The sequence below is a fragment of the Zavarzinia compransoris genome (assembly GCF_003173055.1).
Lineage (GTDB): Bacteria > Pseudomonadota > Alphaproteobacteria > Zavarziniales > Zavarziniaceae > Zavarzinia > Zavarzinia compransoris.
The window spans coordinates 1,014,022-1,036,323 of record NZ_QGLF01000002.1 but is presented as its reverse complement, the minus strand read 5'-3'; the positions used below and the strand labels follow the sequence as shown (position 1 = coordinate 1,036,323).

Sequence of the window (22,302 nt, the reverse complement as noted above, 5' to 3'; positions counted from 1 at the left end):
CACCAACCAACACTGTGATCAACAACGTTACCGCCGCCAACCACGAGGCCGGGCTTCTAACCCCCCGACCCACAACCTGTCAACCCAGTTCTTTCAGCTCAACGCATCAAAACCAAACCAACAGGCAACACCGCTAAACAGGGTCTTCGCCGTGGGATAAACCCACAGGATCGTCCGCCGCAGCGCCCCCGCCACTTCGCTCCCTTCCAGGTGCTCTGCGGCGAGGCGCGGTTTGTAGCGCCGACTCAGGAGACCTTGCAACCCCCTTTTTTGGGTTTTTTATGACAATGCGGAAGGCCCCATTCCTGGTGTCCGGACAAGGCCGGACCCACGACAGGCGGAGGAGGTTGACGGCGGGAGTCCCACGGGCGAGTCTGCTCCTTCCGGCGCGGCGCGGTCACGGCTTCGGCTTTCGATGATCGGCCGCCCTGATTCTCCTTACGCGCAAGGCCCGACCGTGTCCGCTTTTCAGCCTCCCCCTGGCGATGATCCTCGCTTGCCGCCGGCGACCGGCCCCGGCAACGCCCTGCTGAAGACCATCGTCCGCCATTCGATCGAGGATCGGCCCAGCCGCCGGGCCGGGCGTTTCCTCGCGTCGGTCGCCGTCGCCGCCCTGATCGGCCTTGGCGCCGGCGTCGGCGTGGCCAGCCTGTTCGGCACCCCAGGGCATGGACCGCAGGCGGATCTGGCCGCCGGCACGCCCCTGCCCCTGGACGCGGGGGCGGACGACAATACGCTCGCCGACGCCGACGCCGATACCGGCGACGGGGAGAAGCTGGCGGACGACAGCGCCGATCCCACGGTCGAGCCGCCGGCGCCCGAGGATATCGCCGCCGGCCAGGCCGAGCATGAAGTGGTCTCGGTCGAACAGGGCGACACCCTGATGTCGATCCTGACCGAGGCCGGCCTCGACCGCACCGAAGCCTATGAGGTGGTCGAGATCCTGCGCCCCCTGTTCAACCCGCGGGACCTGCGCGTCGGCCAGGAATTGACCATCGTCCTCGCCCCCGCCACGGCCGCGGACGACGAGAACCTGCCGCGCCTTGCCGAACTCGCCTTCGATACGGACGTCGACCGCCGGGTGCGGGTCACCCGCGGCACCGACGGCCAATTGAGCGCCGCCGAGGAGAGGACGGAACTGACCGTCGCCCTGACCCGGGTGATCGGCACCATCGACGACAGTCTCTTCGCCTCGGCGGGGCGCGCCGGCCTGCCGCCGGCGGTGACGGCGGAACTGATCCGCATGTTCTCCTACGACGTCGACTTCCAGCGCGACATCCAGCCGGGCGATCATTTCGAGCTGCTGGTCGAACGCCACCAGGACCCGGACGGCCGCACCCTGAAATGGGGCGACATCCTCTATGCCAAAATGATCCTGTCGGGCGACGACCTGCCGATCTATCGCCATATCCCTGGCGACGACAAGATCCCGGATTTCTTCAACCCCAAGGGCGAAAGCGTCCGCAAGGCGCTGCTGCGCACGCCCATCGACGGGGCGCGCATCTCGTCCGGCTTCGGCATGCGGCGCCACCCGGTGCTGGGCTATTCGAAGATGCACAAGGGCATCGATTTCGCCGCCCCGACCGGCACGCCGATCCTGGCCGCCGGCGACGGCACGGTCGACAAGATCGGCCGGGCCGGTTCCTACGGCAATTACATCCGCATCCGCCACGACGGCAGATATTCGACCGCCTATGCCCATCTGTCGCGCTTCGCCAAGGGGCTGAAGCCGGGCAGCCGGGTGCGCCAGGGCCAGACCATCGGCTATGTCGGCACCACCGGCCGCTCCACCGGGCCGCATCTCCATTACGAGATCCTGGCCGCGGGCGCCCAGGTCAATCCCCAGGGCGTGAAGTTCCAGTCCGGGCGCAAGCTGGCCGGCAAGGAATTGGCCAGCTTCAACGCCCGCAAGCGCGAGATCGACAGGCTGCTGGCCGAGACTCCGGTACAATCCGCCATGGCGGCGCCGGGACCGGACAAGAAGCCGGCCCCCTGACGCCCCCCGATTGAAAGGCGGGCCGGGCCGTTTCCGGGCCCGGCCCGCCGATCGATCAGGCGTTCCCTTCGACCCGCGACACGAAGGCCGGATTCGAGGGCTTGCGGACCAGGGCATTATCCGCCTCGACCGCCTTGCCGTTCAGCACCAATTGGCCCGCCTCGGCCGAGACCTTGACGGTATCGCCGTCGTTGACCTCGCCCTCGAGGATCAGCTCGGCCAGCGGGTTCTGCAGGTTGCGCTGGATCACCCGCTTCAGCGGCCGCGCCCCATAGACCGGATCGTAACCCGCCTCGGCCAGCCATTCCTTGGCCGCCTGGTCGAGATCGAGCACGATCTTGCGGTCGGCGAGCAATTTCCGCAGCCGGCCCAGCTGGATATCGACGATGCCCGTCATCTCGCCCCGGCCCAGCCGGTTGAAGAGGACAATTTCATCGAGCCGGTTCAGGAATTCCGGCCGGAAGCTGGCCCTGACCACCGCCATCACCTGGTCGCGGGTGCGGCCCGGGTTGACCTCCGCATCCTCCGCCGCCAGGAATTCGCCGCCGAGGTTGGAGGTCAGGATGATCACCGTGTTGCGGAAGTCGACCGTGCGGCCCTGGCCGTCGGTGAGACGCCCGTCGTCCAGCACTTGCAACAGCACGTTGAAGACGTCCGGATGGGCCTTTTCGACCTCGTCGAACAGGATCACCTGATAGGGCCGGCGCCGCACCGCCTCGGTCAGCACGCCGCCCTCCTCATAGCCGACGTAACCCGGGGGGGCGCCGATCAGGCGGGAAACCGCGTGCTTTTCCATGAATTCCGACATGTCGACGCGGACCATGGCGGTATCGTCGTCGAACAGGAATTCGGCCAGCGCCTTGGTCAGTTCGGTCTTGCCGACGCCGGTCGGGCCGAGGAACAGGAAGGAGCCGATGGGACGCGCCGCATCCTGCAAGCCGGCGCGGGCGCGGCGGACCGCATTGGCCACCGCGGCCACCGCCTCCGGCTGGCCGACGACGCGGCTGGCCAGCAAGGGTTCCATCTTCAGCAGCTTTTCCCGCTCGCCGGACAGCATCTTGTCGACCGGGATCCCGGTCCAGCGCGAGACGACGGCGGCGATATCCTCGTCCGTCACCGCTTCGCGCATGCTGGCGGCCTCGGTCGCGGCCTGGGCCGCCTCGAGCTTGCGGGTCAGGTCCGGGATGAGACCATAGGCGATCTCGCCGGCACGGGCGAGGTTACCTTTCCGCTGGGCCTGCTCGAGTTCCGAACGGGCGGCGTCGAGCTGTTCCGTCAGCTTCTGCTGCACCGACAGCTTGTCCTTCTCGGCCCGCCATTTCGCCGTCATCTCGGCCGATTGCTGTTCGAGATCGGCGAGATCCTTTTCGAGCTTGGCGAGGCGTTCCTTCGAGGCGCGGTCCTCTTCCTTCTTCAGGGCTTCGCGCTCGATCTGCATCTGCATGATCTTGCGGTCGAGTTCGTCCAGGGCTTCCGGCTTGGAGTCCACCTCCATGCGCAGCCGGCTCGCCGACTCGTCGACGAGGTCGATCGCCTTGTCGGGCAGGAAGCGGTCGGTGATGTAACGGTTGGAGAGCGTCGCCGCCGCGACCAGGGCGACGTCCGAGATCCGCACGCCATGGTGCAGTTCGTATTTCTCCTTGAGGCCGCGCAGGATCGAGATCGTATCCTCGACCGTCGGCTCCGAGACGAAGACCGGCTGGAAGCGCCGGGCGAGCGCCGCATCCTTCTCCACATGCTTGCGGTATTCGTCGAGCGTGGTCGCGCCGACGCAATGCAGTTCGCCCCGGGCGAGCGCCGGCTTCAGCAGGTTGGAGGCATCCATGGCGCCGTCGGTCTTGCCGGCGCCGACCAGTTGGTGCATCTCGTCGATGAACAGGATGACATCGCCGGACGAAGTCACCTCGCCCAGGATCGCCTTCAGCCGTTCCTCGAATTCGCCGCGATATTTGGCACCGGCCACCAGGGCGCCGAGGTCGAGGGCCATCAACTGCTTATGTTTCAGGGATTCGGGCACGTCGCCGTTGACGATGCGCAGCGCCAGCCCTTCCGCGATCGCGGTCTTGCCGACGCCGGGCTCGCCGATCAGCACCGGGTTGTTCTTGGTCCGGCGCGACAGGACCTGGATGGTGCGGCGGATCTCCTCGTCGCGGCCGATCACCGGGTCGAGCTTGCCGTCACGCGCCGCCGCCGTCAGGTCGCGGGCGTATTTCTTCAGGGCGTCATAGGAATCCTCGGCCGAGGCGCTGTCGGCGGTGCGGCCCTTGCGCAAATCGTCGATCGCCTTGCTCAGCCCCTGCGCGGTGACGCCGGCCTTCTTCAGGATCTCGGCCGAGGGCGTCCCCGCCGCCAGCACGAGGGCCAGCAGCAGCCGCTCGGCGGTGACGAATGTGTCCCCCGCCTTCTTGGCCACCTGTTCCGCCTGTTCGAACAGGCGCGCGGTTTCCGGCGCCAAGTACAATTGGCCCGCGCCCTGGCCCTCGACCTTGGGCAGCCGGGCCAGTTCCGCCTCGATCCCGGCGAGCGCCGCCTCGGGCCGCCCGCCCGCCGCCTTGATCAGCGACGCGGCCAGGCCCTGCTCGTCGTCGAGCAGCACCTTGGCCAGATGTTCGGGCGTGAAGCGCTGATGGTTGCTGCGCAGCGCCAGCCCCTGGGCCGACTGCACGAAGCCCCGCGCCCGTTCGGTATATTTCTCGAAATCCATGCCGGATCCCCTTGTCCTTTCAGGGGCGGATGTAAGGTCCGCCTGCCGTCGCCCTTCGATATGGTGTGGCCAAGGTGCAACACAAGGGGGTGTCGAGCGTTGCGCGACATCAACCGGCGGCGAAAACGACAATGCCGAAAAACGACAATGCCCAGAAACGACAATGCCCGGCACGCGGGCCGGGCATTGCGGGAGATCGTGGCAGGCGATCAGCTGTTCACGCGGTCGCCGTCGAGATCGAAGTCCAGGATTTCCGGCTCTTCGTCCCCGGCGCTGGCCGGGCTCAGGTCGAAGGGCGGCATTTCGGGCTGCGGGGTCTGGCCGGGAAAGCCGTTCTGACCGTTCTGCGCCGGGGCATTGTTGCCGCGCGGATTGATCAGATTGTTGGCCAGCATCAGCCGGTAATAATGCTCGGCGTGCTGCAGGTAGTTCTCGGCGGCAATGCGGTCGCCGGCCGATTGGGCATCGCGGGCAAGCTGCTGATATTTTTCGAAAATATGGCTGGCGGTGCCGCGGACCTTGACGTCGGGGCCGTTCGAATCATAGGTCCGGTTCGGGCCGTGCGCCGACTTGCGCCCGTTGCCGCCGCCACCACCACCGCCACCGCCGCCACCGCCGTTATTGTTCTGACGGCCGCCGCGCGGGCGCTTGTTATGCTGTCCTGGTCTCATGGACGGTCGCTACTTTCGGTCGAATCCATCTTGGAAAATCGGGGCGGGCATCGCTGGCAGAGCCCGGCGCCGCGAAAGCGGGACCAGGTGGCACAGTCGATACCGGGACGATCAGGGAGATTGCCAGCCCATCCCAAAGCGGCGCCAGCCGCCGTGCAATCTCCGTTCGTGAACCTAGCCGCAAGGTGGCGGATTTCCAAGACTTTTTTGCCCCGACGAAGGTCGCGCCGGCCGCAGGGCGCCCTGCCGGACATGCAATTCAGGCCTGCCCGAGGACGACCCGGGGAATGCCGCCGAGATCCGCCTTCCGGGTCACCGGGCCAAGGCCGCAGGCTTCCATCATGGCGGCGACGATATCGGCCTGCCCGATCCCGACCTCGAAGGCGACGATGGCGCCGGGCGCCGCCACCCTCGGCACCTGGGCCAGGATCTCGCGATAGGCGCCGAGCCCGTCGCCCCCCGGGGTCAGGGCGCCGCGCGGCTCGAACAGCCGCACCTCGGGGGCGAGGCGCTGCATGTCCGCCTCGGGGATATAGGGCGGGTTGGAGACGACGACGTCGAAACGCTCGTCGATCCCGGCGGCCCAATCCCCCTCGACGATCGTGGCCCGGCCGCCGAGGCCGAGGGCGGCCATATTCTCCGCCGCCACGGCGACCGCGGCCGGCGAGCGGTCGATGCCGATCCCGGTCGCCGCCGGGCATTCGCGCAGCAGCGCCGCCAGGATGCAGCCGGTCCCCGTGCCGAGGTCAAGGATGCGCAAGGGTTTCCACAGGCGAAGCCCGACGACGGCGAGAACCGCCTCGACCAGGGTTTCCGTGTCCGGGCGGGGATCGAGGGTCGCCGCCGTCACCTTGAAGCGCATGCTCCAGAATTCCCGCGTGCCGAGGACCTGGGCCATGGGCCGGCGCGCCGCCCGGTCCGCCGCCATGGCGGCGATGCGGGCGGCGGCCTCGTCCGTCACCGGATCGTCGCCATGGGCGATCAGCGCGGCGCGGTCGAGGCCGAGGGCATGGCCGGCGATCAGTTCCGCATCCCGGCGCGGCCCCTCGACCCCGGCCATGCGCAGCTGCGCCGCCGTCTCATGAACCAGGGCCTTGATGGTGAGCGCGGTCATCGGCGGCCCCTCGCGTCATCCCTGGCCGTCGAGATCGGCGAGGCGTTCCGCCTCGTCCGCCGCGATCAGGGGTTCGATGATCTCGTCCAGCGCTTCGCCCGCGATCACCTTGTCGATCTTGTAGAGGGTCAGGTTGATCCGGTGGTCGCTGACCCGCCCTTGCGGGAAATTATAGGTGCGTATGCGTTCCGAACGGTCGCCGGAGCCGACCTGGCCCTTGCGGTTGGCGGCCCGCGCCGCATCGGCCTTCTCGCGCTCCATCTCGTAAAGCCGGGCGCGCAGCACCTTCAGGGCCTTGGCCTTGTTCTTGTGCTGGCTTTTCTCGTCCTGCTGCTGGACGACCATGCCGGTCGGCAGATGGGTGATGCGCACCGCCGAATCGGTGGTGTTCACCGACTGGCCGCCGGGCCCGGACGAGCGGAAGACATCGATCCGCAGGTCCTTCTCGTCGATGGCGACATCGACCTCCTCGGCTTCCGGCAGCACGGCGACGGTGGCGGCAGAAGTATGGATGCGGCCGCCCGCCTCGGTCGCCGGCACGCGCTGCACCCGGTGTACGCCGGATTCGAATTTCAGCCGGGCGAAGACGCCGGCCCCGGTGATGCCGGCGATCACTTCCTTATAGCCGCCGTGCTCCGCCTCGGACTCGGACATCAGTTCCACTCGCCAGCCATGGGCGCCGGCATAGCGGGTATACATGCCGAAGAGATCGCGGGCGAAGAGCGCCGCCTCCTCCCCCCCGGTGCCGGCGCGGATTTCCAGGATGGCGGAACGCTCGTCCGCCGCATCCTTGGGCAGCAGGGCGACGGCGACCGCCCGTTCCAGCGCGGGCAGGCGTTCGGCCAGGGCCTCGCGCTCGGCCAGGGCGAGGTCGCGCATGTCCGGATCGTCCAGCAGGGCGTTCAGTTCCGCCAGTTCCCGGCGCTTCGCCCGGAAATCCCGGATCACCGCCACCACCGGGTCCAGTTCCGCCAGTTCGCGCGAGGCCCGGGTGAACTCGCCCGCCGCCAGCTGGCCGCTGGACAATTCCGCGCCCAGGGCTTCGTGGCGAAGCAGAATCCGGTCCAGCTGTTCGTCGCGGATCATGTCAGCGATAGGCCGCGAAGGCGGTCTCGAGCTCGGCCAGCGCCACCACCCGTTCCTCCCTGGTGTCGAGGTCGCGGGCCTTCACCGTGCCGGCGGCGATCTCCTCGTCGCCGATCAGCAGGGCGAGGCGCGCCCCCTGCTTCGAGGCGCGCTCCAGCCGCTTGCCGACATTGCCGCGATAGCCCTGTTCGACCGTGAAGCCGGCCCGGCGCAGGCGATGGGCGACCTGCAATGCCGGCACCTCGGCGCCGGCGCCGATGGGCACCACGGCGATGGCGCGGGCCGGCGCCGGCGGCGCCTCGATCATCATGGCCAGACGCTCGATGCCGGCGGCGAAGCCGATGCCCGCGGTGGCCGGCCCGCCCATCAGGGCGATCAGCCCGTCATAGCGCCCGCCGCCCAGCACGGTGCCCTGGGCACCGAGGTCGGTGGTGACGAATTCCCAGGCGGTATGGCTGTAATAGTCGAGGCCGCGGACCAGCCGCTCGTCGACCGCATAGGCGATGCCGAGCGCATCCAGCCCCTGGCGGACCTTGGCGAAAAAGTCGCGCGAGACCGCGTTCAGGTAGTCGTGCAGCCTGGGCGCGCCGGCAACCAGTTCCCGGTCCCCCTCGTCCTTCGAATCGAGGATGCGCATGGGGTTGCGCTCCAGGCGCTTCAGGCTGTCTTCCGACAGGCGGTCCCGGTAGGCGCCGAAATAATCGATCAGGGCCTGGCGATAGGCCTGCCGGCTTTCGCTGTCGCCCAGGGTGTTCAGCTTCAGTTCGACCCGGGCGCCGAGGCCGAGGGCCGCCAGGAAATCGGCGCCGAGCGCCAGCACCTCGATATCCGCCTGGGGTTCGGCGACACCCAGCACTTCGGCATCGACCTGGTGGAACTGGCGCAGCCGGCCCTTCTGCGGCCGCTCGTAGCGGAACATCGGGCCATGGCCGCAGAGCTTCAGCGGCAGGTCCTTGGCCAGACCGCCGGAAATGAAGGCGCGCGCAATGCCCGCGGTCATTTCCGGGCGCAGCGTCAGGGACTCGCCGCCCCGGTCGGTGAACGTATAGGTTTCCTTCGAGACGACGTCCGAAGTCTCGCCCAGGGTGCGGTGGAAAACCTCCGAGAATTCGAAGATCGGCGTCGAGATGTCCTGGAAGCCGTAGCGATAGGCCACCGCCTTGAAGGTGGCGACGATATGGGCATGGCGCCGCGCGTCTTCGCCGAGAAGGTCGTGCGTGCCGCGAACGGGCTGCAGGGCTGCCATGGGTCTACCTCGTCGATGCCAAGTACAGGCGTCACGGCGGAGTCATGCCCGCCGTGGCCAAAATTCGGATTGTAACGCTATTCGGCCGCGGCGGCCTTGGCGGCTTCGATATCGGCCGCGCGCTGCTCGACCAGTTCGACCACATGATCGATCATGCGGCCGTCGTCGATCTTATGGTCGGTGACGCCGTTGACATAGACCATGTGATTGCCCTGGCCGCCGCCGGTGACGCCGATCATGGTCTCGCGCGCTTCGCCCGGGCCGTTCACCACGCAGCCGATGATCGACAGGGTGATCGGGGTCGAAATATGGGCCAGGCGCTTTTCCAGGATTTCCACGGTCCTGATCACCTGGAACGCCTGGCGGGCGCAGGACGGGCAGGAGACGATGGAAACGCCGCGGTGGCGCAGGCCCAGGCCCTTGAGGATTTCGAAGCCGACCTTCACCTCCTCGACCGGATCGGCCGAGAGCGAGACGCGGATCGTGTCGCCGATCCCGGCCCAGAGCAGCGAGCCCATGCCGATCGAGCTTTTCACCGTGCCCGTGATCAGGCCGCCCGCCTCGGTGACGCCGAGATGCAGGGGATAGTCGCAAGCCTCCGCCAGGCCCTGATAGGCGGCGGCGGCCAGGAAGACGTCGGACGCCTTCACGCTGATCTTGAATTCGGTGAAATCGTTGTCTTCCAGGATTTTCGCGTGGTTGAGCGCGGATTCGACCATGGCCTCCGGGCAGGGCTCGCCATAGCGCTCCAGCAAGTCCCGCTCCAGGCTGCCGGCATTGACGCCGATGCGCATGGAGCAGCCGTGATCCTTGGCCGCCTTCACCACCTCGCGCACCCGCGCCGCCGAGCCGATGTTGCCCGGGTTGATGCGCAGGCAGGCGGCGCCGGCCTCAGCCGCCTCGATGGCGCGCTTGTAGTGGAAATGGATGTCGGCGACGATCGGCACCTGCACCGCCCTGACGATCGCCTTCAGGGCCGCGGTCGAGTCCTCGTCCGGGCAGGAGACGCGGACGATGTCCGCCCCCGCCGCTTCCGCCGCCTGGACCTGGGCGATGGTCGCCTCGATATCCGAGGTCACCGTATTGGTCATGGTCTGGACCGAGATCGGGGCATCGCCGCCGACCGGCACGGTGCCGACCATGATCTGCCGGCTCTTGCGCCGGACGATCTGGCGATAGGCGCGAACAGCCATGATCTTGTCCGTCCGGCTCAGGCCGGCGGCCGGGCCGCGCCCGCCAGCAGCTTGTCCGGATCGAGCGGCACGTTGCGGCGCACCTGGCCCAGGTTGCCGATCGGGCCGATCGGCTTGCCGTCGACCTGGATCTCAAGGGCGCCGGCATTGCCGGTCACCAGCGTGGTATCGGCGCGCGGCGGCACGGTATAGCTGTCGCCGGCGCGCAGGATCTTGGTGAAGATCACTTCCTGGTTGGGGCCCAGGATCTGCACCCAGGCCGGCGCCGTCGCCCTCAGCACCACCCGGCCCTCCGCCGGCACGGCCGCCGCAGCCGGAGCGGCGGCAAGGGTCGGGGCCGGCGGCGCGGGCGGCGCCGTCATCACGTCGGTCGGCATCGGCGCCGGGGCCGAGCCGGGCGGCGCCGGCACCACGCTGGGCAGCGCGCCGGGCACGGCGGGGGCGCCGGGCACCACCGTCAGGGCCTGGGGCGCGAGCGCCGGTGCGGGCGGTTCCGGCATATGCTGGGCGGCCTGGGCCGCGGTCGGATCGCTGGGCGCCGGGGCCGGCGGGACGGCGACGGTCGGGGCCGGGCTCAGGGTCGAAGCCGGGCCAAGGGTCGAAGCCGGGGCCAGGGTCGAAGCCGGGGCCTCCGCCAGTTCGGCGGGCACCGCGGGCACCACTTCCGCCGGCAGCGTATTGCTGCGCGAGAAGAAGTAGAAGCCGCCATAGACGAGAACCGCCAGCACCACCGAAAGCGACAGCACCCGGCCGGTGGGGAATTTCGCTTCCTGCACCGGGGCCGGGAAGACCAGCGGGCGGGTTTCCGGGACGCGGTTCAACTCGACCTTGAAGGCATTGACCGCCGCCTCGCCGTCGAGCCCGAGATAGCCGGCATAGGAGCGGAGATAGCCGAGCGCATAGGTCAGGCCCGCCATCCCCTCGATATCGCCGCGTTCGAGAGCATCGAGATGAGCCGGCTTGATGCGCAGTGCCGCGCCGATCTCCGCCGTGGTCCGGCCATAGGACAGGCGCGCGTCCCGCAGCACGCTGCCGACGCCGTTGTAAACGGGGCCTGCCGCCGCCGACGCATAGTCCTGCGGTTCGTCGGGCTGAACCAGATATGGCTTACGTTTGCCCAGTGCCATCGAAACTCTCGCAACGCCCCGGCGGTACTCAGATACTCAAGTCGACCGGCAGACTGATCGGAACCACGAAATGGGAGGCATCAGCATTTCGAAGAAAGCTGACGCAAACATATGAAGGACAAGGCCTGAACGCAACTCGGTTAACGCAATGTTGACCACTTCGGGCCAAGTTGCCCGCGCCGGATCGATTGCGCCGAACCATCATATGGGAACCCCGTGATCGCGGGCGAAACTTTCGATCTTGCCGCGCAGGGTGCGATCCGGCCCGTCGATCAGGCGGTCGATATAGGCCCGGAACTCGCCGACATCGAGACCGCGCAGCATCGCCTTCACCGGCCCGATCGAAACCGCGTTCATCGAGATCGAGCGGAAGCCGAGGCCGATCAGGGTCATCGCCTCGAGCGGCCGCCCGGCCATTTCGCCGCACAGCGAGACCGGCACGCCGGCCGCGGTGCAGGCGGCGCAGATATCGCGCAGCAGCTTGAGGGCGGCGGGCGCCAGCAGGTCGTAGCGCCCGGCGACCTTGGGATTGCCACGGTCGGCGGCGAAGAAGAATTGCAGCAGGTCGTTGGAGCCGATCGAGATGAAATCGACCAGCGGCAGCAGCGCCGGCAGCTGATAGGCCAGCGCCGGCACTTCCAGCATGGTGCCGACCCGGATCGCCTGGGGCAGCGGCCGGCCCAGGCGCTCCAGCCGGCGGCGCTCCACTTCGAGGATCTGGCGCGCCTGGCGGAATTCGGCGACGTCGGCGACCATGGGGAACATGATCGACAGCACCTTGCCCGCCCCGGCGATCAGCAGCGCCCGCAGCTGGTAGCGCAGCAGCGCCGGCCTATCGAGCACGAGGCGGATCGCCCGCCAGCCGAGGGCCGGATTCTCTTCGCGCTGGGCGCCCATATAGGGCAGCACCTTGTCGCCGCCGACATCGAGGGTGCGGAAGATCAGCGGCCGCTCGCCCGCCGCCGCCAGGGCATTGGCGTAAAGCTCGATCTGGGTGGCGAGCCGCGGCATGGTCGCGGAGACCATGAACTGCAATTCGGTGCGGAACAGGCCGATGCCGTCCGCGCCGGTCTCGTCGAGATGGGGCAGGTCGACGGTCAGGCCGGCATTCATGTAGAGCTTGACCGCGACGCCGTCCTTCGAGACGGCGGGCATATTGCGGTACTGGGCATATTCCGCGCGCCGCTCGGTGCGGATGCGCAGGTTCTCGGTGAAGGCGGCGGCGACCTCCGGCGTCGGGCGGAAGATCACCTGCCCGGTATCGCCGTCGGCGACCACCATGTCGCCCGGCTCCACCCGTTCGAGCACGCGCTCGCAGCCGCCGACCAGGGGAATGCCCAGGCCGCGCGCGACGATGGCGACATGGCTGGTGGGCGAGCCTTCCTCAAGGACCACCGCCTTCAGGCGCGTGCGGTCGTAGTCGAGAAGTTCGGCCGGCCCCATGGTGCGGGCGACCAGGATCGCCTCGTCCGGCAATTCGTCGCCCGCCGCCGTCTCGGTCTTGCCGGCCAGGTGGCGCAGCAGGCGGTTGGCCAGGTCTTCGAGGTCGGACAGGCGTTCGCGCAGGTAGGGATCGGTGATCGAGCCCATGCGCGCCCGGGTTTCCATCTGCACGCGCTCGACCGCGGCCTCGGCGGTCAGGCCGCTCTTGATCGCTTCCTCGATCTTTTCGCGCCAGCCCCGGTCGTGGGCGAACATGCGATAGGCTTCGATGATGTCGCGCTGCTCGCCGGCCAGCACGTCCTGGTCGTCGAGCATGGCGTCGATACGCTTGCGCAACGACGACATGGCGACGGCCAGGCGGTTCAGCTCCACCTGCGGGTCTTCGGCGATCAGGCGGTCGACGGCGACGCGCGGCTCGTGCAGCACGGCGACGCCGAGCGCCAGCCCTTCGGCCAGGCCGACCCCGTCGTAGGTATAGGGTTCGCGGCGCCGGGCCTCGGTTTCCGACAATTCGGCCGGATCGACCAGATCGCCCTGGCCGATCAGTTCGGCCAGCACCATGGCGATGGTCTGCATCGCATCGATCTCGTCCTCGTCGTACTCCCGCATGGTGCGGTTCTGCACGACGAGCACGCCGACGACGCGGCCGGCCCGGATGATGGGCACGCCCATCAGGGAATGGAAGATCTCTTCGCCGGTCTCGGGCAGATAGGCGAATTTCGGATGGGCCTGGGCGTCCGGCAGGCTGAGGGGGGTCGCCGTGTCGGCGATGGTGCCGACCAGCCCCTCGCCCACCTTCAAGGTCGCCTTGTGCACCGAATCGGGGTTCAGCCCCTCGGTGGCGAAGAGTTCGAGGCGGCGCCCGGCGCGCAGCAGGTAGATCGAGCACACGTCGGCGACCATATTGGCCGCGATGTTGCGCACGATCCGGTCCAGGCGCTCCTGGGCCGTCCCCGGCCCCGCCATGACTTCACGCAGGCGCCGAAGGAGGACACGGGGGCCGCCGACGACGCCCGGCATCATCATGCCCTCAAGGGCACGGGTTCGGCCGTGTAGCGGGCGGCCAGCGCGGTGGCCGCCTGTTCGATCAGTTCCGCGATGATCTCGGCGGTCGGCTGCTCGCGGGTGACCATGCCGACCGACTGGCCCGCCATCAGCGAGCCATTCTCGACATCCCCGTCGATCACGGCGCGGCGCAGCGCGCCGGCCCAGAAATGCTCGATCTCCAGCATGGCCGCGTCCTTCTCGATTTCGCCGCGGTTGAAGCGGGCGACCACCTCCGCCTGGACTTCCATGAAGCGTCGCGTGCCGTGATTCTGCAAGGCGCGAACCGGAATGACGGGAAAGCGCGGGTCGAGCTGGACCGAGGGAATGGCATCCCGCGCCGCGCCGCGGATGAAGGCTTTCTTGAAATTGGCGTGCGCAATCGATTCGGTCGCGCAGACGAAGCGGGTGCCGAGCTGCACGCCCGAGGCGCCGAGTTCGAGATACATGGCGATCGCCTCGCCCCGGCCGATGCCGCCGGCGACGAAGACCGGCACGCTGCGGATTTCCGGCAGGATTTCCTGGGCGAGCACCGCGGTCGAGACCGGGCCGATATGGCCGCCCGCCTCCATCCCCTCGATCACCAGGGCATCGACGCCGGACTTGACGAATTTCTTCGCCAAGGCCAGAGCCGGGGCGAAGCAGACCACCTTGGCCCCCGCCGCCTTCACCTTGTCGATCGCGCCCTTGGGCGGCAGGCCGCCCGCCAGCACGACATGGCCGACCTTGGCCGCGATGCAGACGTCGATCAACTCGTCGAGCTGGGGATGCATGGTGATCAGGTTGACGCCGAAGGGTTTCCGCGTCAGGGCCTGGGTGCCCGCGATCTCGGCTTCCAGCAGCGCCGGGGTCATGGCACCGCAGGCCAGGACGCCGAAGCCCCCGGCATTGGAGATCGCCGCCACCAGGTGCCGTTCCGACACCCAGGACATGGCCCCGCCCATGATCGCGGTCTCGGTGCCGAGAAAATCCCGGCCTCGCTGCCACAGACGGTCCAGCATGTCGCGCCCCTTGGTCATCGCCCTATCCTTATGTCAATGCCGCTCAGGCGGCGGCATCCAGCCCATAGGCGGTGTGCAGGGCCCGCACGGCAAGCTCGGTATATTCCGCCGCGACCAGCACGCTGATCTTGATCTCCGAGGTGGAGATCACCTGGATGTTGATGCCCTTCTCGGCCAGCGTGGTGAACATCTGGCGCGCGATGCCGGCATGGCTGCGCATGCCGACGCCGATGACCGAGATCTTGGCCACATTGCCGTCGGTATGCAGGTCGCGATAGCCGATCGCGGCCTTGTTGTCCTCGAGCACCTTGAGGGCGAGGCCGAGGTCGGCCTTGCCCACGGTGAAGGTGACGTCGGTGAAGCGGCCGTCGTCCGAGACATTCTGCACGATCATGTCGACGTTGACGTTGGCATCGGCCAGCGGCCCGAAGACCGCGGCGGCGACGCCCGGCCGGTCGGCGACCTTGAGCACGGTGACCTTCGCCTCGTCGCGGCTGTAGGCGATGCCGGAGATGAGTTCCTGTTCCACGATTTCGTCCTCGTCAACCACCAGGGTGCCGGGCTTGTCCTCGAAGCTGGACAGGACCTGGACCCGGACGCGATGCTTCATCGCCATCTCGACCGAACGGATCTGCAGGACCTTGGCGCCGACCGACGCCATTTCCAGCATTTCCTCGTAAGTGATCCTATCGAGCTTGCGGGCCCGTTCAACAATGCGCGGGTCGGTCGTGTAGACGCCGTCCACATCGGTATAGATGTCGCAGCGATCCGCCTTCATGGCGGCGGCGAGTGCTACCGCCGAAGTATCGGAACCGCCGCGGCCAAGGGTCGCGATCCGGCTCTCCGGGCCGACGCCCTGGAAACCGGCGACCACCGCCACCTTGCCGTCCTTCATGCCGCGTTCGATCTCGGCGGTGTCGATGCGCAGAATGCGCGCCGCGCCATGGGCGCCGTCGGTCTCGATCGGCACCTGCCAGCCGGCCCAGGAGCGCGCGGGCACGCCCAGTTCCTGAAGCGCGATGGCCAGGAGGCCGGCGGTCACCTGTTCGCCCGAGGCCACCACCGCGTCATATTCGCGCTGGTCGTGCAGGGGGGCGATCTCGCGGCAATAGCCGACCAGCCTGTTGGTCTCGCCCGACATGGCCGAGACGACGACCGCGACCTCGTTGCCGGCCTCGACCACGGCTTTCACCCGGCGCGCGACATTCTTGATGCGCTCGATAGTGCCGACGGACGTGCCGCCGAATTTCAGGACCAGGCGGGCCATGCGCGTGGTACTCCAGATCATTCCATGCAGTGACCGGCCGGACGAGGCGTTTCAGTCAGGTCTGGCCGGCGGTAAAAGGCGCGTATACATATCCCCCGAGTTCATTACTGGCAAGGCGGCGCTCGGCCGCCGGACGAGAGGACGGCCATGACCGGCGAAAATGCCCAGCGCACCACCATCGATCCGGCGGAAGTGGCCCAGTTCGCCGCCATCGCCGACGAATGGTGGGACCCGAACGGCAAGTTCCGCCCTCTGCACCGCTTCAACCCGGTGCGCCTTTCCTATCTCCGCAGCCGCCTGGGCGCCCATTTCGGCGCCCCCGAGTCGGCCGTGACGCCGTTCAAGGGCCTGCGCCTGCTCGACATCGGCTGCGGCGGCGGCCTCCTGTCCGAGCCGATGGCCCGCCTCGGCGCCAGCGTGGTCGGCGCCGATGCGGCGGAAAAGAACGTGAAGGTGGCGGCGCTGCACGCCGAGCAAAGCGGCCTCGCCATCGATTACCGCAACACCTCGGCCGAAGACCTGGCCCGGGCGGGGGAGCGATTCGACATCGTCCTCAACATGGAAGTGGTCGAGCATGTCGCCGACCTCAACCTGTTCATGGCCGCCTGCGCCGCCATGGTGAAGCCGGGCGGGGTGATGGTCACCGCCACCCTGAACCGCACCATGAAAGCCTTCGCCCTCGCCATCGTCGGCGCCGAATATGTGCTCGGCTGGCTGCCGCGCGGCACCCATAAATTCCAGAAATTCGTCCGCCCCAGCGAACTGGCCGCGGCACTGCGCCCGACCGGCCTCGACATCCGGGACTATGCCGGCGTCTCCTACAACCCGCTGGCCGATGAATGGCGCATCGGCAAAGACGTGGACGTCAACTACATGGCCTTCGCGGTCAGGCCGGCGTAAGGCCCCTCACCCCGGCCCTCTCCCCGCAAGCGGGGCGAGGGAGAGGCGGCATCAACTCCCTCGCCCCTCCGGGGAGAGGGCCGGGGTGAGGGGGAAAACGGCAGGCCTCAGGCGTCCTCGCGCTCGACCCAGGGCAGGCGGGCGACGGGAATGCCTTCCTCGTCCAGCGCCTTGGCCTCATCCGGCGTGGTCTCGCCGTAGATGCCGCGGGCTTCGGCCTCGCCGTAATGGATCTTGCGGGCTTCCTCGGCAAAATTATTGCCGACGTTTTCGCAATTGGTCTCGACCGCCTTCCGCAGTTCGCGCAGCGCCGCGCGCATTTCCGCCTGCTGTTCCGCCGCCTTCACCGTCTTGCCGCGGCTGACGCCGGTGGCGATATTGGTCGCCTGGGGCCCGCGCGTGACCTTGGTCGCGCCGCATGCGGGGCAGGCGACCTTGCCCTGGCGGGCCTGTTTCTCGAAGGTGGCGCTGTCCTTGAACCACGCCTCGAAAGTGTGGCCGGCCGGACAGCCGAGGTCATAGACGATCATGATCTCTGATGTGACGGTTGCGCGGCACTTTGACAAGGGGGATCAGTCGAACGGCAAGGGCGCATCCGGCTTCAGCAAGGGCCGCAGGTCCGCCCAGGGAATGGCGCAGTCATAACCGCCTTCGGCGTAGGCGCCGAGGACATAGGGATCGTAGTGCACGGCCGCGCCCTGGTCGTCGAAGCTCCAGGCGTCGACCGCGGTGAGGCCGGTATTGACCGCCTCGTCGTTCAGGGAATCGGCGATCAATTCTTCCGGCACCTCGCGCGCACGCTTCTCCGCGGTCAGCCGGGCCCGGCAATAGGCGGTCAGGGCCGGCAGGCGCGCGGGATCGATCAGGTCCCCGGTCGCCATCATGCGCCCGGCCTGCAACAGGAAATTGACCCCGCTGGTAAAGCTCATGCCGTGGGCGCCGCCGGTATATTCGTAGCCCTCGAAGCGGACCGAGACGAGACGGCCCGAGGCATAGCCGATCCGATAGGCCAGGCTCCGGGTATAGGGGCCTTCCAGGGCCGCTTCGTCGATTTCAGGCGAACCGCCGACCGCCGGCTCGGCAAGGCGCGCGTTCAGGGCGCGGAGCGCCGCGGTCGAGGGATCGGCCACCTGGGGATAGGCGAGCGCCACGTCGATCTCGGCCTTGGCGTCGGTCCGGCGCTGGAAGACCGGGGTGAAGCGCGGCGCCCCCGGCCCGGCGCGCAAGGGAGCGGCGGTCAGCAGGGCGGTGCGGTCGGCGATTTCCCGGCCCAAGCAGGCGGCGTCCGGCGCGGTCGCGCCGTCCCAGCCGCTGCACCGGCCGTCGCGCAGCCTGATCCAGTCGAGTTGCATCGACCGCAGCGCCTTCTGCCCCGCCGCATCCAGGCGGGCGCGGGCTTCGGCATAGGCGGCGGACATGGCGTCATCGGCGGCCTTCAGCGCCGGATCGGCGCAGATGGCCCGTTCGACCGCCGTCGTCGCCTTGGCGCAATCGAAGGCCGAGGCCGGCGCGGCGGCAAGGACAAGGGCCGCCGTCAGCAGCAGGCGGCGCATGTCACGGCCCCTGGAAGGCGCGGTCGTGCTGAAGCGCCGGGATCTTGCCCCGGGCGCCCTGGACCGCAGCGAGGTCGAGGTCGGCGGTGACGATCCCGACCTCGGTCCCGGCATCGGCGAGCACGGTGCCCCAGGGATCGATGATCAGGGAATGGCCGAAGGTCTGGCGGCCGTCCTCATGGACGCCGGTCTGGCCGGGGGCGATGACGAAGGAGCCGGTCTCGATCGCCCGGGCGCGCAGCAGGACATGCCAATGCGCCTCGCCGGTGATGCGGGTGAAGGCGGCGGGCACGGCCAGGATATCCGCCCCCGCCTGGGCCAGCCGGCGATAGAGCGGCGCGAAGCGCAGGTCGTAGCAGATGGAGAGGCCGAGCCGCGCCCCCTCGACATCGGCCAGGACCGCGCTGCCGCCGGGCTGATAGGAGGCGCTCTCGCGGAAGCTCTCGCCCTGGGGCAGGTCGACGTCGAACATGTGGATCTTGTCGTAGCGCGCCTTGATGCCGCCCTGCGGGTCGATCAGGAAGCCCCGGTTGGCCAGGCGGTCGCCGCCGAAATCGATCGGCAGGGAACCGATCAGCAGATGCACGCCCAGTTCCGCCGCGAGGTCGCGGAAGGCGGCCAGCGCCGAATCGTCCTGCTCGGTGCGGATCTTGGGCCGCATGGCGCGCTTGTCGCGCTCCATCAGCGAGGTCATTTCCGGTGTCGCGATCAGGCGGGCGCCGGTCGCCGCCGCCTGGCGGATCAACCCGCTCGCGGTCGCGACATTGGCCGCGACCTCCCGCCCCGCGGTGATCTGGACGCAGGCGACACGCAGGAAGGACATCATCGGACTCCCGCCGAAAGCTCAGGACGCGGCAAGGAGCCTATCCAGCCCCCCCTGGTGATCAAGCGCATAAAGATCATCGCAGCCCCCCACATGGGTGCCGTTGATGAAGACCTGCGGCACGGTGCGGCGTCCGCCCGCCTTCTCCACCATCTCCCGCTTGCGGGCGGCATCCATCGACACGTCGATCTCGGTATAGTCGACGCCCTTGGCTTTCAGGAGTTGCTTCGCCCGGTAGCAATAGGGGCAGATCTGGGTGGTGTAGATGGTGACGTCGGCCACGGCAATGTCTCCCGGAAACTCACCCCACTAACGTGATGCAGTGCAAAAAGATCCTCAAGCCCCGCCGCCGTCATGAATGACCCGCGCCAGCGTCAGGACATCGACCCGCGCGGCCCCGGCGGCGAGCAAGGCCCGGCAGCAGGCATCGACCGTCGCCCCCGTGGTCATGACGTCGTCGACCAGCACGAGATGCGCGCCCGCGACCGGGCCGCGCCGGGCCGGCTTGACCGCGAAGGCGCCGGCGACATTGCGCAGCCGCCCGATCCGGCCGAGCCGCCCCTGGGCCGGCGTCGCCCGCCGCCGCGCCAAAACATCGGCCAGGACCGGCGGCCCCCCGGCCCGGGCCAGGCAGCGGGCCAGTTCGGCCGACTGGTTGTAGCGGCGGAACAGCCGGCGCCGCCAATGCAGCGGCACCGGCACCAGGTAATCGGCGCCGTCCAGGCAGTCGCGCCCCGCCTGCGCCATCAGCCGCGCCAGCGCCGGCGCGAGGTCGAGACGGTCGGCATGCTTGAAGCGCAGCAGAAGATCGCGAATCGGCCCGCCATAGCGCACCGCCGAGCGCGCCCGGGCAAAGGCGGGCGGATGGGCGATGCAGGCGCCGCAGCGGGTCTCCGCCGGCACCGGCAGTTCGAAGGGCAGGCCGCAGCAGGCGCAGTGCGGCGCGCCGATGAAGGCGACCTGGGGCCAGCAGGCGGCACAGAGCAGGCCCGGCGCATCGACCCCCTGGTCGCAGCCGAGGCAGACCGGCGGCAGCAGGAAATCGAGCAGGAAGCGCCCGGCCGCCCCCGCCCCTTTCCGCATCGCCCCCTTCAGCATCGCCAAACCCCCTCGCCCTCATCGGCGCATCGTGCCATATCAGGGCCCATGAGCCGATCCCCGCAAAGCCCGCCCCCGGCCCCCGACGACATGCTGGTGTTCGACCGAGGCAGCGTCGCCCGCCACCGGGCCCGCGCCGCCCGCGACCTCGCCCGCCACGACTTCCTCTTCGCCGAGATCGCGGAACGGCTGGTCGACCGGGTCGAGGACGTGAACCGGACCTTCGCCCTCGCCCTCGACCTCGGCTGCCATGACGGCGGGCTCGGCCGGAGGCTGCGGGCCGCCGGGCGCATCGGCGATCTGGTTTCGGCCGACCTCGCCCCGGCCATGGCGCGGCTGGCGGGGGGCAAGGCCCTGGCGGCGGACGAGGAATGGCTGCCCTTCGCCGACCATGCCTTCGACCTGATCGTCTCCTCCGCCTCGCTGCATTGGGTGAACGACCTGCCGGGGACCTTGATCCAGATCCGCGACGCCCTGAAGCCCGACGGTTTCTTCGTCGCCTCCATGATCGGCGGCGGCACGCTGACCGAATTGCGCCAGGCGTTCCTGGCGGCGGAGGCCCGCATCGAGGGGGCCGCCTCGCTCCATGTCTCGCCCTTCGTCGATCTGCGCGACGCCGCCGGCCTGATGCAGCGCGCCGGCTTCGCCATGCCGGTGGTCGACCTCGAGACGATCACCGTCACCTATGGCGATGCCTTCGCCCTGATGCGCGACCTGCGCGGCATGGGGGAACAGAATGCCCTGGCGGCACGCCGCCGCCGGCCCCTGCAGCGCGAGACCATCCTGGCCCTGGCCGAGGAATACCGCGACCGTTTCGGCCTGGACGACGGGCGGATCCCCGCGACCTTCGAGATCGTCACCCTGTCCGGCTGGGCGCCCGGGCCGGACCAGCCGGTGCCGAAGCGCCGGGGCTCCGCCACCCACCGGCTGGCCGATGCCCTCGGCACCGACGAGATCACGCCCTGAAGCCTGAAAGAAGAAGGGTCAGGCCGCCTTCTTCGCCTGTTTCTCCGCATACATGCGCTTGTCGGCCTCGGCGATCATGCGGTCCAGCCCGTCGAGATCGGCCGGCAGGGCCGCGATCAGGCCGATGGAGGCGGACAGGCGATAGGGCGCCGCCGCCCCGGCGTTGAATTCTTCGAGGCGCGCCTCGAAGGCGGCCCGCAGCGCCGCCAGATCGACACTCGTATCCGTCACCAGGACGCAGAATTCGTCGCCCCCCATGCGGGCGATGACGTCGGACGCGCGGAAAGCGTCGCGCAGCGCCCTGGCGACGTCGATCAGCATGGCATCGCCGGCGGCATGGCCCAGGCGGTCGTTCACCTGCTTCAGCCCGTCGACATCGATGAAGGCGAGCACGCAGTGGTGCCGGTTCAGGATACGCTCCGCCTCGCGGTAGAAACCGCGGCGGTTGTGCAGCCCGGTCATCTCGTCGGTGACCGACAGGGCCTCGATCTCGCGGTTGGCCTCGGCCAGCTGGCGGGTGCGGTCCTCGACCCGGCGCTCCAATTCGGCGTAGACGCCGACATTCTCCATGGCGATGGAGGTCGAATCGGCCAGGGCCTGAAGCAGCTGCATGTCTTCCGGGCCCGGCTCGTGCAGCGCGGCCCAGTAATTGCCGATGGCGCCGATCGGGTCCATGGCGCGGATCGGCACCATGGCCAGGCTCTTGACGAAGGTCGGGCGATAGGCGTCCTGCGGGATGCGGCCGTCGACCGAAATATCGGGAATGACGACCTGCCGCCGGTTGTTCATCACCCAGCCGCTGATGCAGATTTCCTTCGGAAAGCGCTTGCCTTTCCACAACGGGCCGATCGCATCCTCGTCGGCATAATGGCAGAAGGAACCGTCGTTCAGGACGAAGGTGGCGCCGTCCGCCCCGGTCAATTCGCGGGCGACGGTCCGCACGATGCGCTGGACCTCGCCGACCGTCCGGGCCAGGGACAATTCCTGCACCGCACGCAGCAGGCGCTCCATCCCCCGCAGATAACGCTCCGTTGCCGCCGCTTCACCGATGCTCATTGCCCCGCCATGCT

General features: G+C 68.7%; 19 protein-coding genes. 3 read left to right on the top strand and 16 right to left on the bottom strand.

Going from position 1 to position 22,302, the window contains the following annotated elements; translation table 11 throughout:
- The first annotated feature begins 496 nt into the window (after positions 1–496).
- Positions 497–1,996 carry a peptidoglycan DD-metalloendopeptidase family protein gene (locus tag DKG75_RS10635; protein WP_166646358.1) on the top strand — a complete coding sequence of 500 codons (1,500 nt, stop codon included), beginning with the start codon at positions 497–499 and terminating at the stop codon, positions 1,994–1,996.
- A 55-nt stretch (positions 1,997–2,051) separates the two neighbouring features.
- Here the strand turns inward: DKG75_RS10635 and clpB are convergent, their stop codons facing one another.
- The 10 genes from clpB to DKG75_RS10585 all read right to left on the bottom strand — a co-directional run bounded on the left by clpB (position 2,052) and on the right by DKG75_RS10585 (position 15,892).
- Entirely contained in the window at positions 2,052–4,700 is a 2,649-nt protein-coding gene (clpB, locus tag DKG75_RS10630; RefSeq protein ID WP_109921036.1) for an ATP-dependent chaperone ClpB, read from the bottom strand.
- A 209-nt stretch (positions 4,701–4,909) separates the two neighbouring features.
- Positions 4,910–5,371 carry a DUF4167 domain-containing protein gene (locus tag DKG75_RS10625; RefSeq protein ID WP_109921035.1) on the bottom strand — a complete coding sequence of 154 codons (462 nt, stop codon included), beginning with the start codon at positions 5,369–5,371 and terminating at the stop codon, positions 4,910–4,912.
- Positions 5,372–5,630: 259 nt separating this feature from the next.
- Positions 5,631–6,485, bottom strand: coding sequence for a peptide chain release factor N(5)-glutamine methyltransferase (gene prmC / locus DKG75_RS10620; protein WP_109921034.1), 855 nt, complete (start codon positions 6,483–6,485; stop codon positions 5,631–5,633).
- 15 nt (positions 6,486–6,500) lie between these two features.
- Complete coding sequence (gene prfA, locus DKG75_RS10615) at positions 6,501–7,571, bottom strand: peptide chain release factor 1 (RefSeq protein ID WP_109921033.1); 1,071 nt, start codon at positions 7,569–7,571, stop codon at positions 6,501–6,503.
- Between the two features lies 1 nt (position 7,572).
- Positions 7,573–8,817, bottom strand: coding sequence for a histidine--tRNA ligase (gene hisS / locus DKG75_RS10610; RefSeq protein WP_109921032.1), 1,245 nt, complete (start codon positions 8,815–8,817; stop codon positions 7,573–7,575).
- 77 nt (positions 8,818–8,894) lie between these two features.
- Positions 8,895–10,010, bottom strand: a complete 1,116-nt coding sequence (gene ispG / locus DKG75_RS10605) for a flavodoxin-dependent (E)-4-hydroxy-3-methylbut-2-enyl-diphosphate synthase (protein ID WP_109921031.1) — start codon at positions 10,008–10,010, stop codon at positions 8,895–8,897.
- A 17-nt stretch (positions 10,011–10,027) separates the two neighbouring features.
- On the bottom strand, positions 10,028–11,137 hold the full coding sequence (locus tag DKG75_RS10600) for a helix-turn-helix domain-containing protein (protein ID WP_109921030.1): 1,110 nt from the start codon (positions 11,135–11,137) through the stop codon (positions 10,028–10,030).
- A 201-nt stretch (positions 11,138–11,338) separates the two neighbouring features.
- A complete protein-coding gene (gene ptsP, locus DKG75_RS10595) occupies positions 11,339–13,606 on the bottom strand; it encodes a phosphoenolpyruvate--protein phosphotransferase (protein ID WP_208111968.1) in 2,268 nt (755 codons plus the stop codon).
- The gene (locus tag DKG75_RS10590; RefSeq protein ID WP_109921029.1) at positions 13,603–14,643 is read right to left on the bottom strand and encodes an NAD(P)H-dependent flavin oxidoreductase; all 1,041 of its coding nucleotides are present in this window, start codon (positions 14,641–14,643) and stop codon (positions 13,603–13,605) included. The genes ptsP and DKG75_RS10590 overlap by 4 nt, the downstream gene beginning before the upstream one ends.
- Positions 14,644–14,668: 25 nt before the next feature.
- On the bottom strand, positions 14,669–15,892 hold the full coding sequence (locus DKG75_RS10585; protein WP_109921028.1) for an aspartate kinase: 1,224 nt from the start codon (positions 15,890–15,892) through the stop codon (positions 14,669–14,671).
- A gap of 147 nt (positions 15,893–16,039) precedes the next feature.
- Here DKG75_RS10585 and ubiG point away from each other — a divergent pair, with 147 nt between their 5' ends.
- Positions 16,040–16,792: a bifunctional 2-polyprenyl-6-hydroxyphenol methylase/3-demethylubiquinol 3-O-methyltransferase UbiG gene (gene ubiG, locus DKG75_RS10580; RefSeq protein ID WP_109921027.1), complete on the top strand. Its 753-nt coding sequence runs from the start codon at positions 16,040–16,042 to the stop codon at positions 16,790–16,792.
- A gap of 107 nt (positions 16,793–16,899) precedes the next feature.
- On the opposite strand, the gene DKG75_RS10575 is transcribed toward ubiG, so the two are convergent.
- Genes DKG75_RS10575 through DKG75_RS10555 form a run of 5 tightly spaced genes read right to left on the bottom strand, consistent with a single transcriptional unit; the run spans position 16,900 to position 20,266 of the window.
- Entirely contained in the window at positions 16,900–17,322 is a 423-nt protein-coding gene (locus DKG75_RS10575) for a DUF1178 family protein (RefSeq protein WP_109921026.1), read from the bottom strand.
- A gap of 42 nt (positions 17,323–17,364) precedes the next feature.
- Complete coding sequence (locus DKG75_RS10570; RefSeq protein ID WP_166646359.1) at positions 17,365–18,345, bottom strand: lysozyme inhibitor LprI family protein; 981 nt, start codon at positions 18,343–18,345, stop codon at positions 17,365–17,367.
- Between the two features lies 1 nt (position 18,346).
- Positions 18,347–19,168, bottom strand: coding sequence for a carbon-nitrogen hydrolase family protein (locus DKG75_RS10565; RefSeq protein ID WP_109921100.1), 822 nt, complete (start codon positions 19,166–19,168; stop codon positions 18,347–18,349).
- Positions 19,169–19,189: 21 nt separating this feature from the next.
- On the bottom strand, positions 19,190–19,450 hold the full coding sequence (gene grxC / locus DKG75_RS10560) for a glutaredoxin 3 (protein WP_109921024.1): 261 nt from the start codon (positions 19,448–19,450) through the stop codon (positions 19,190–19,192).
- Between the two features lie 54 nt (positions 19,451–19,504).
- The gene (locus tag DKG75_RS10555; protein WP_243746459.1) at positions 19,505–20,266 is read right to left on the bottom strand and encodes a ComF family protein; all 762 of its coding nucleotides are present in this window, start codon (positions 20,264–20,266) and stop codon (positions 19,505–19,507) included.
- Between the two features lie 48 nt (positions 20,267–20,314).
- Between DKG75_RS10555 and DKG75_RS10550 the strand changes: the two genes are divergently transcribed.
- On the top strand, positions 20,315–21,232 hold the full coding sequence (locus DKG75_RS10550; protein WP_243746460.1) for a methyltransferase domain-containing protein: 918 nt from the start codon (positions 20,315–20,317) through the stop codon (positions 21,230–21,232).
- A gap of 18 nt (positions 21,233–21,250) precedes the next feature.
- Here the strand turns inward: DKG75_RS10550 and DKG75_RS10545 are convergent, their stop codons facing one another.
- Complete coding sequence (locus DKG75_RS10545; RefSeq protein WP_109921022.1) at positions 21,251–22,288, bottom strand: GGDEF domain-containing protein; 1,038 nt, start codon at positions 22,286–22,288, stop codon at positions 21,251–21,253.
- Positions 22,289–22,302 lie beyond the last annotated feature (14 nt).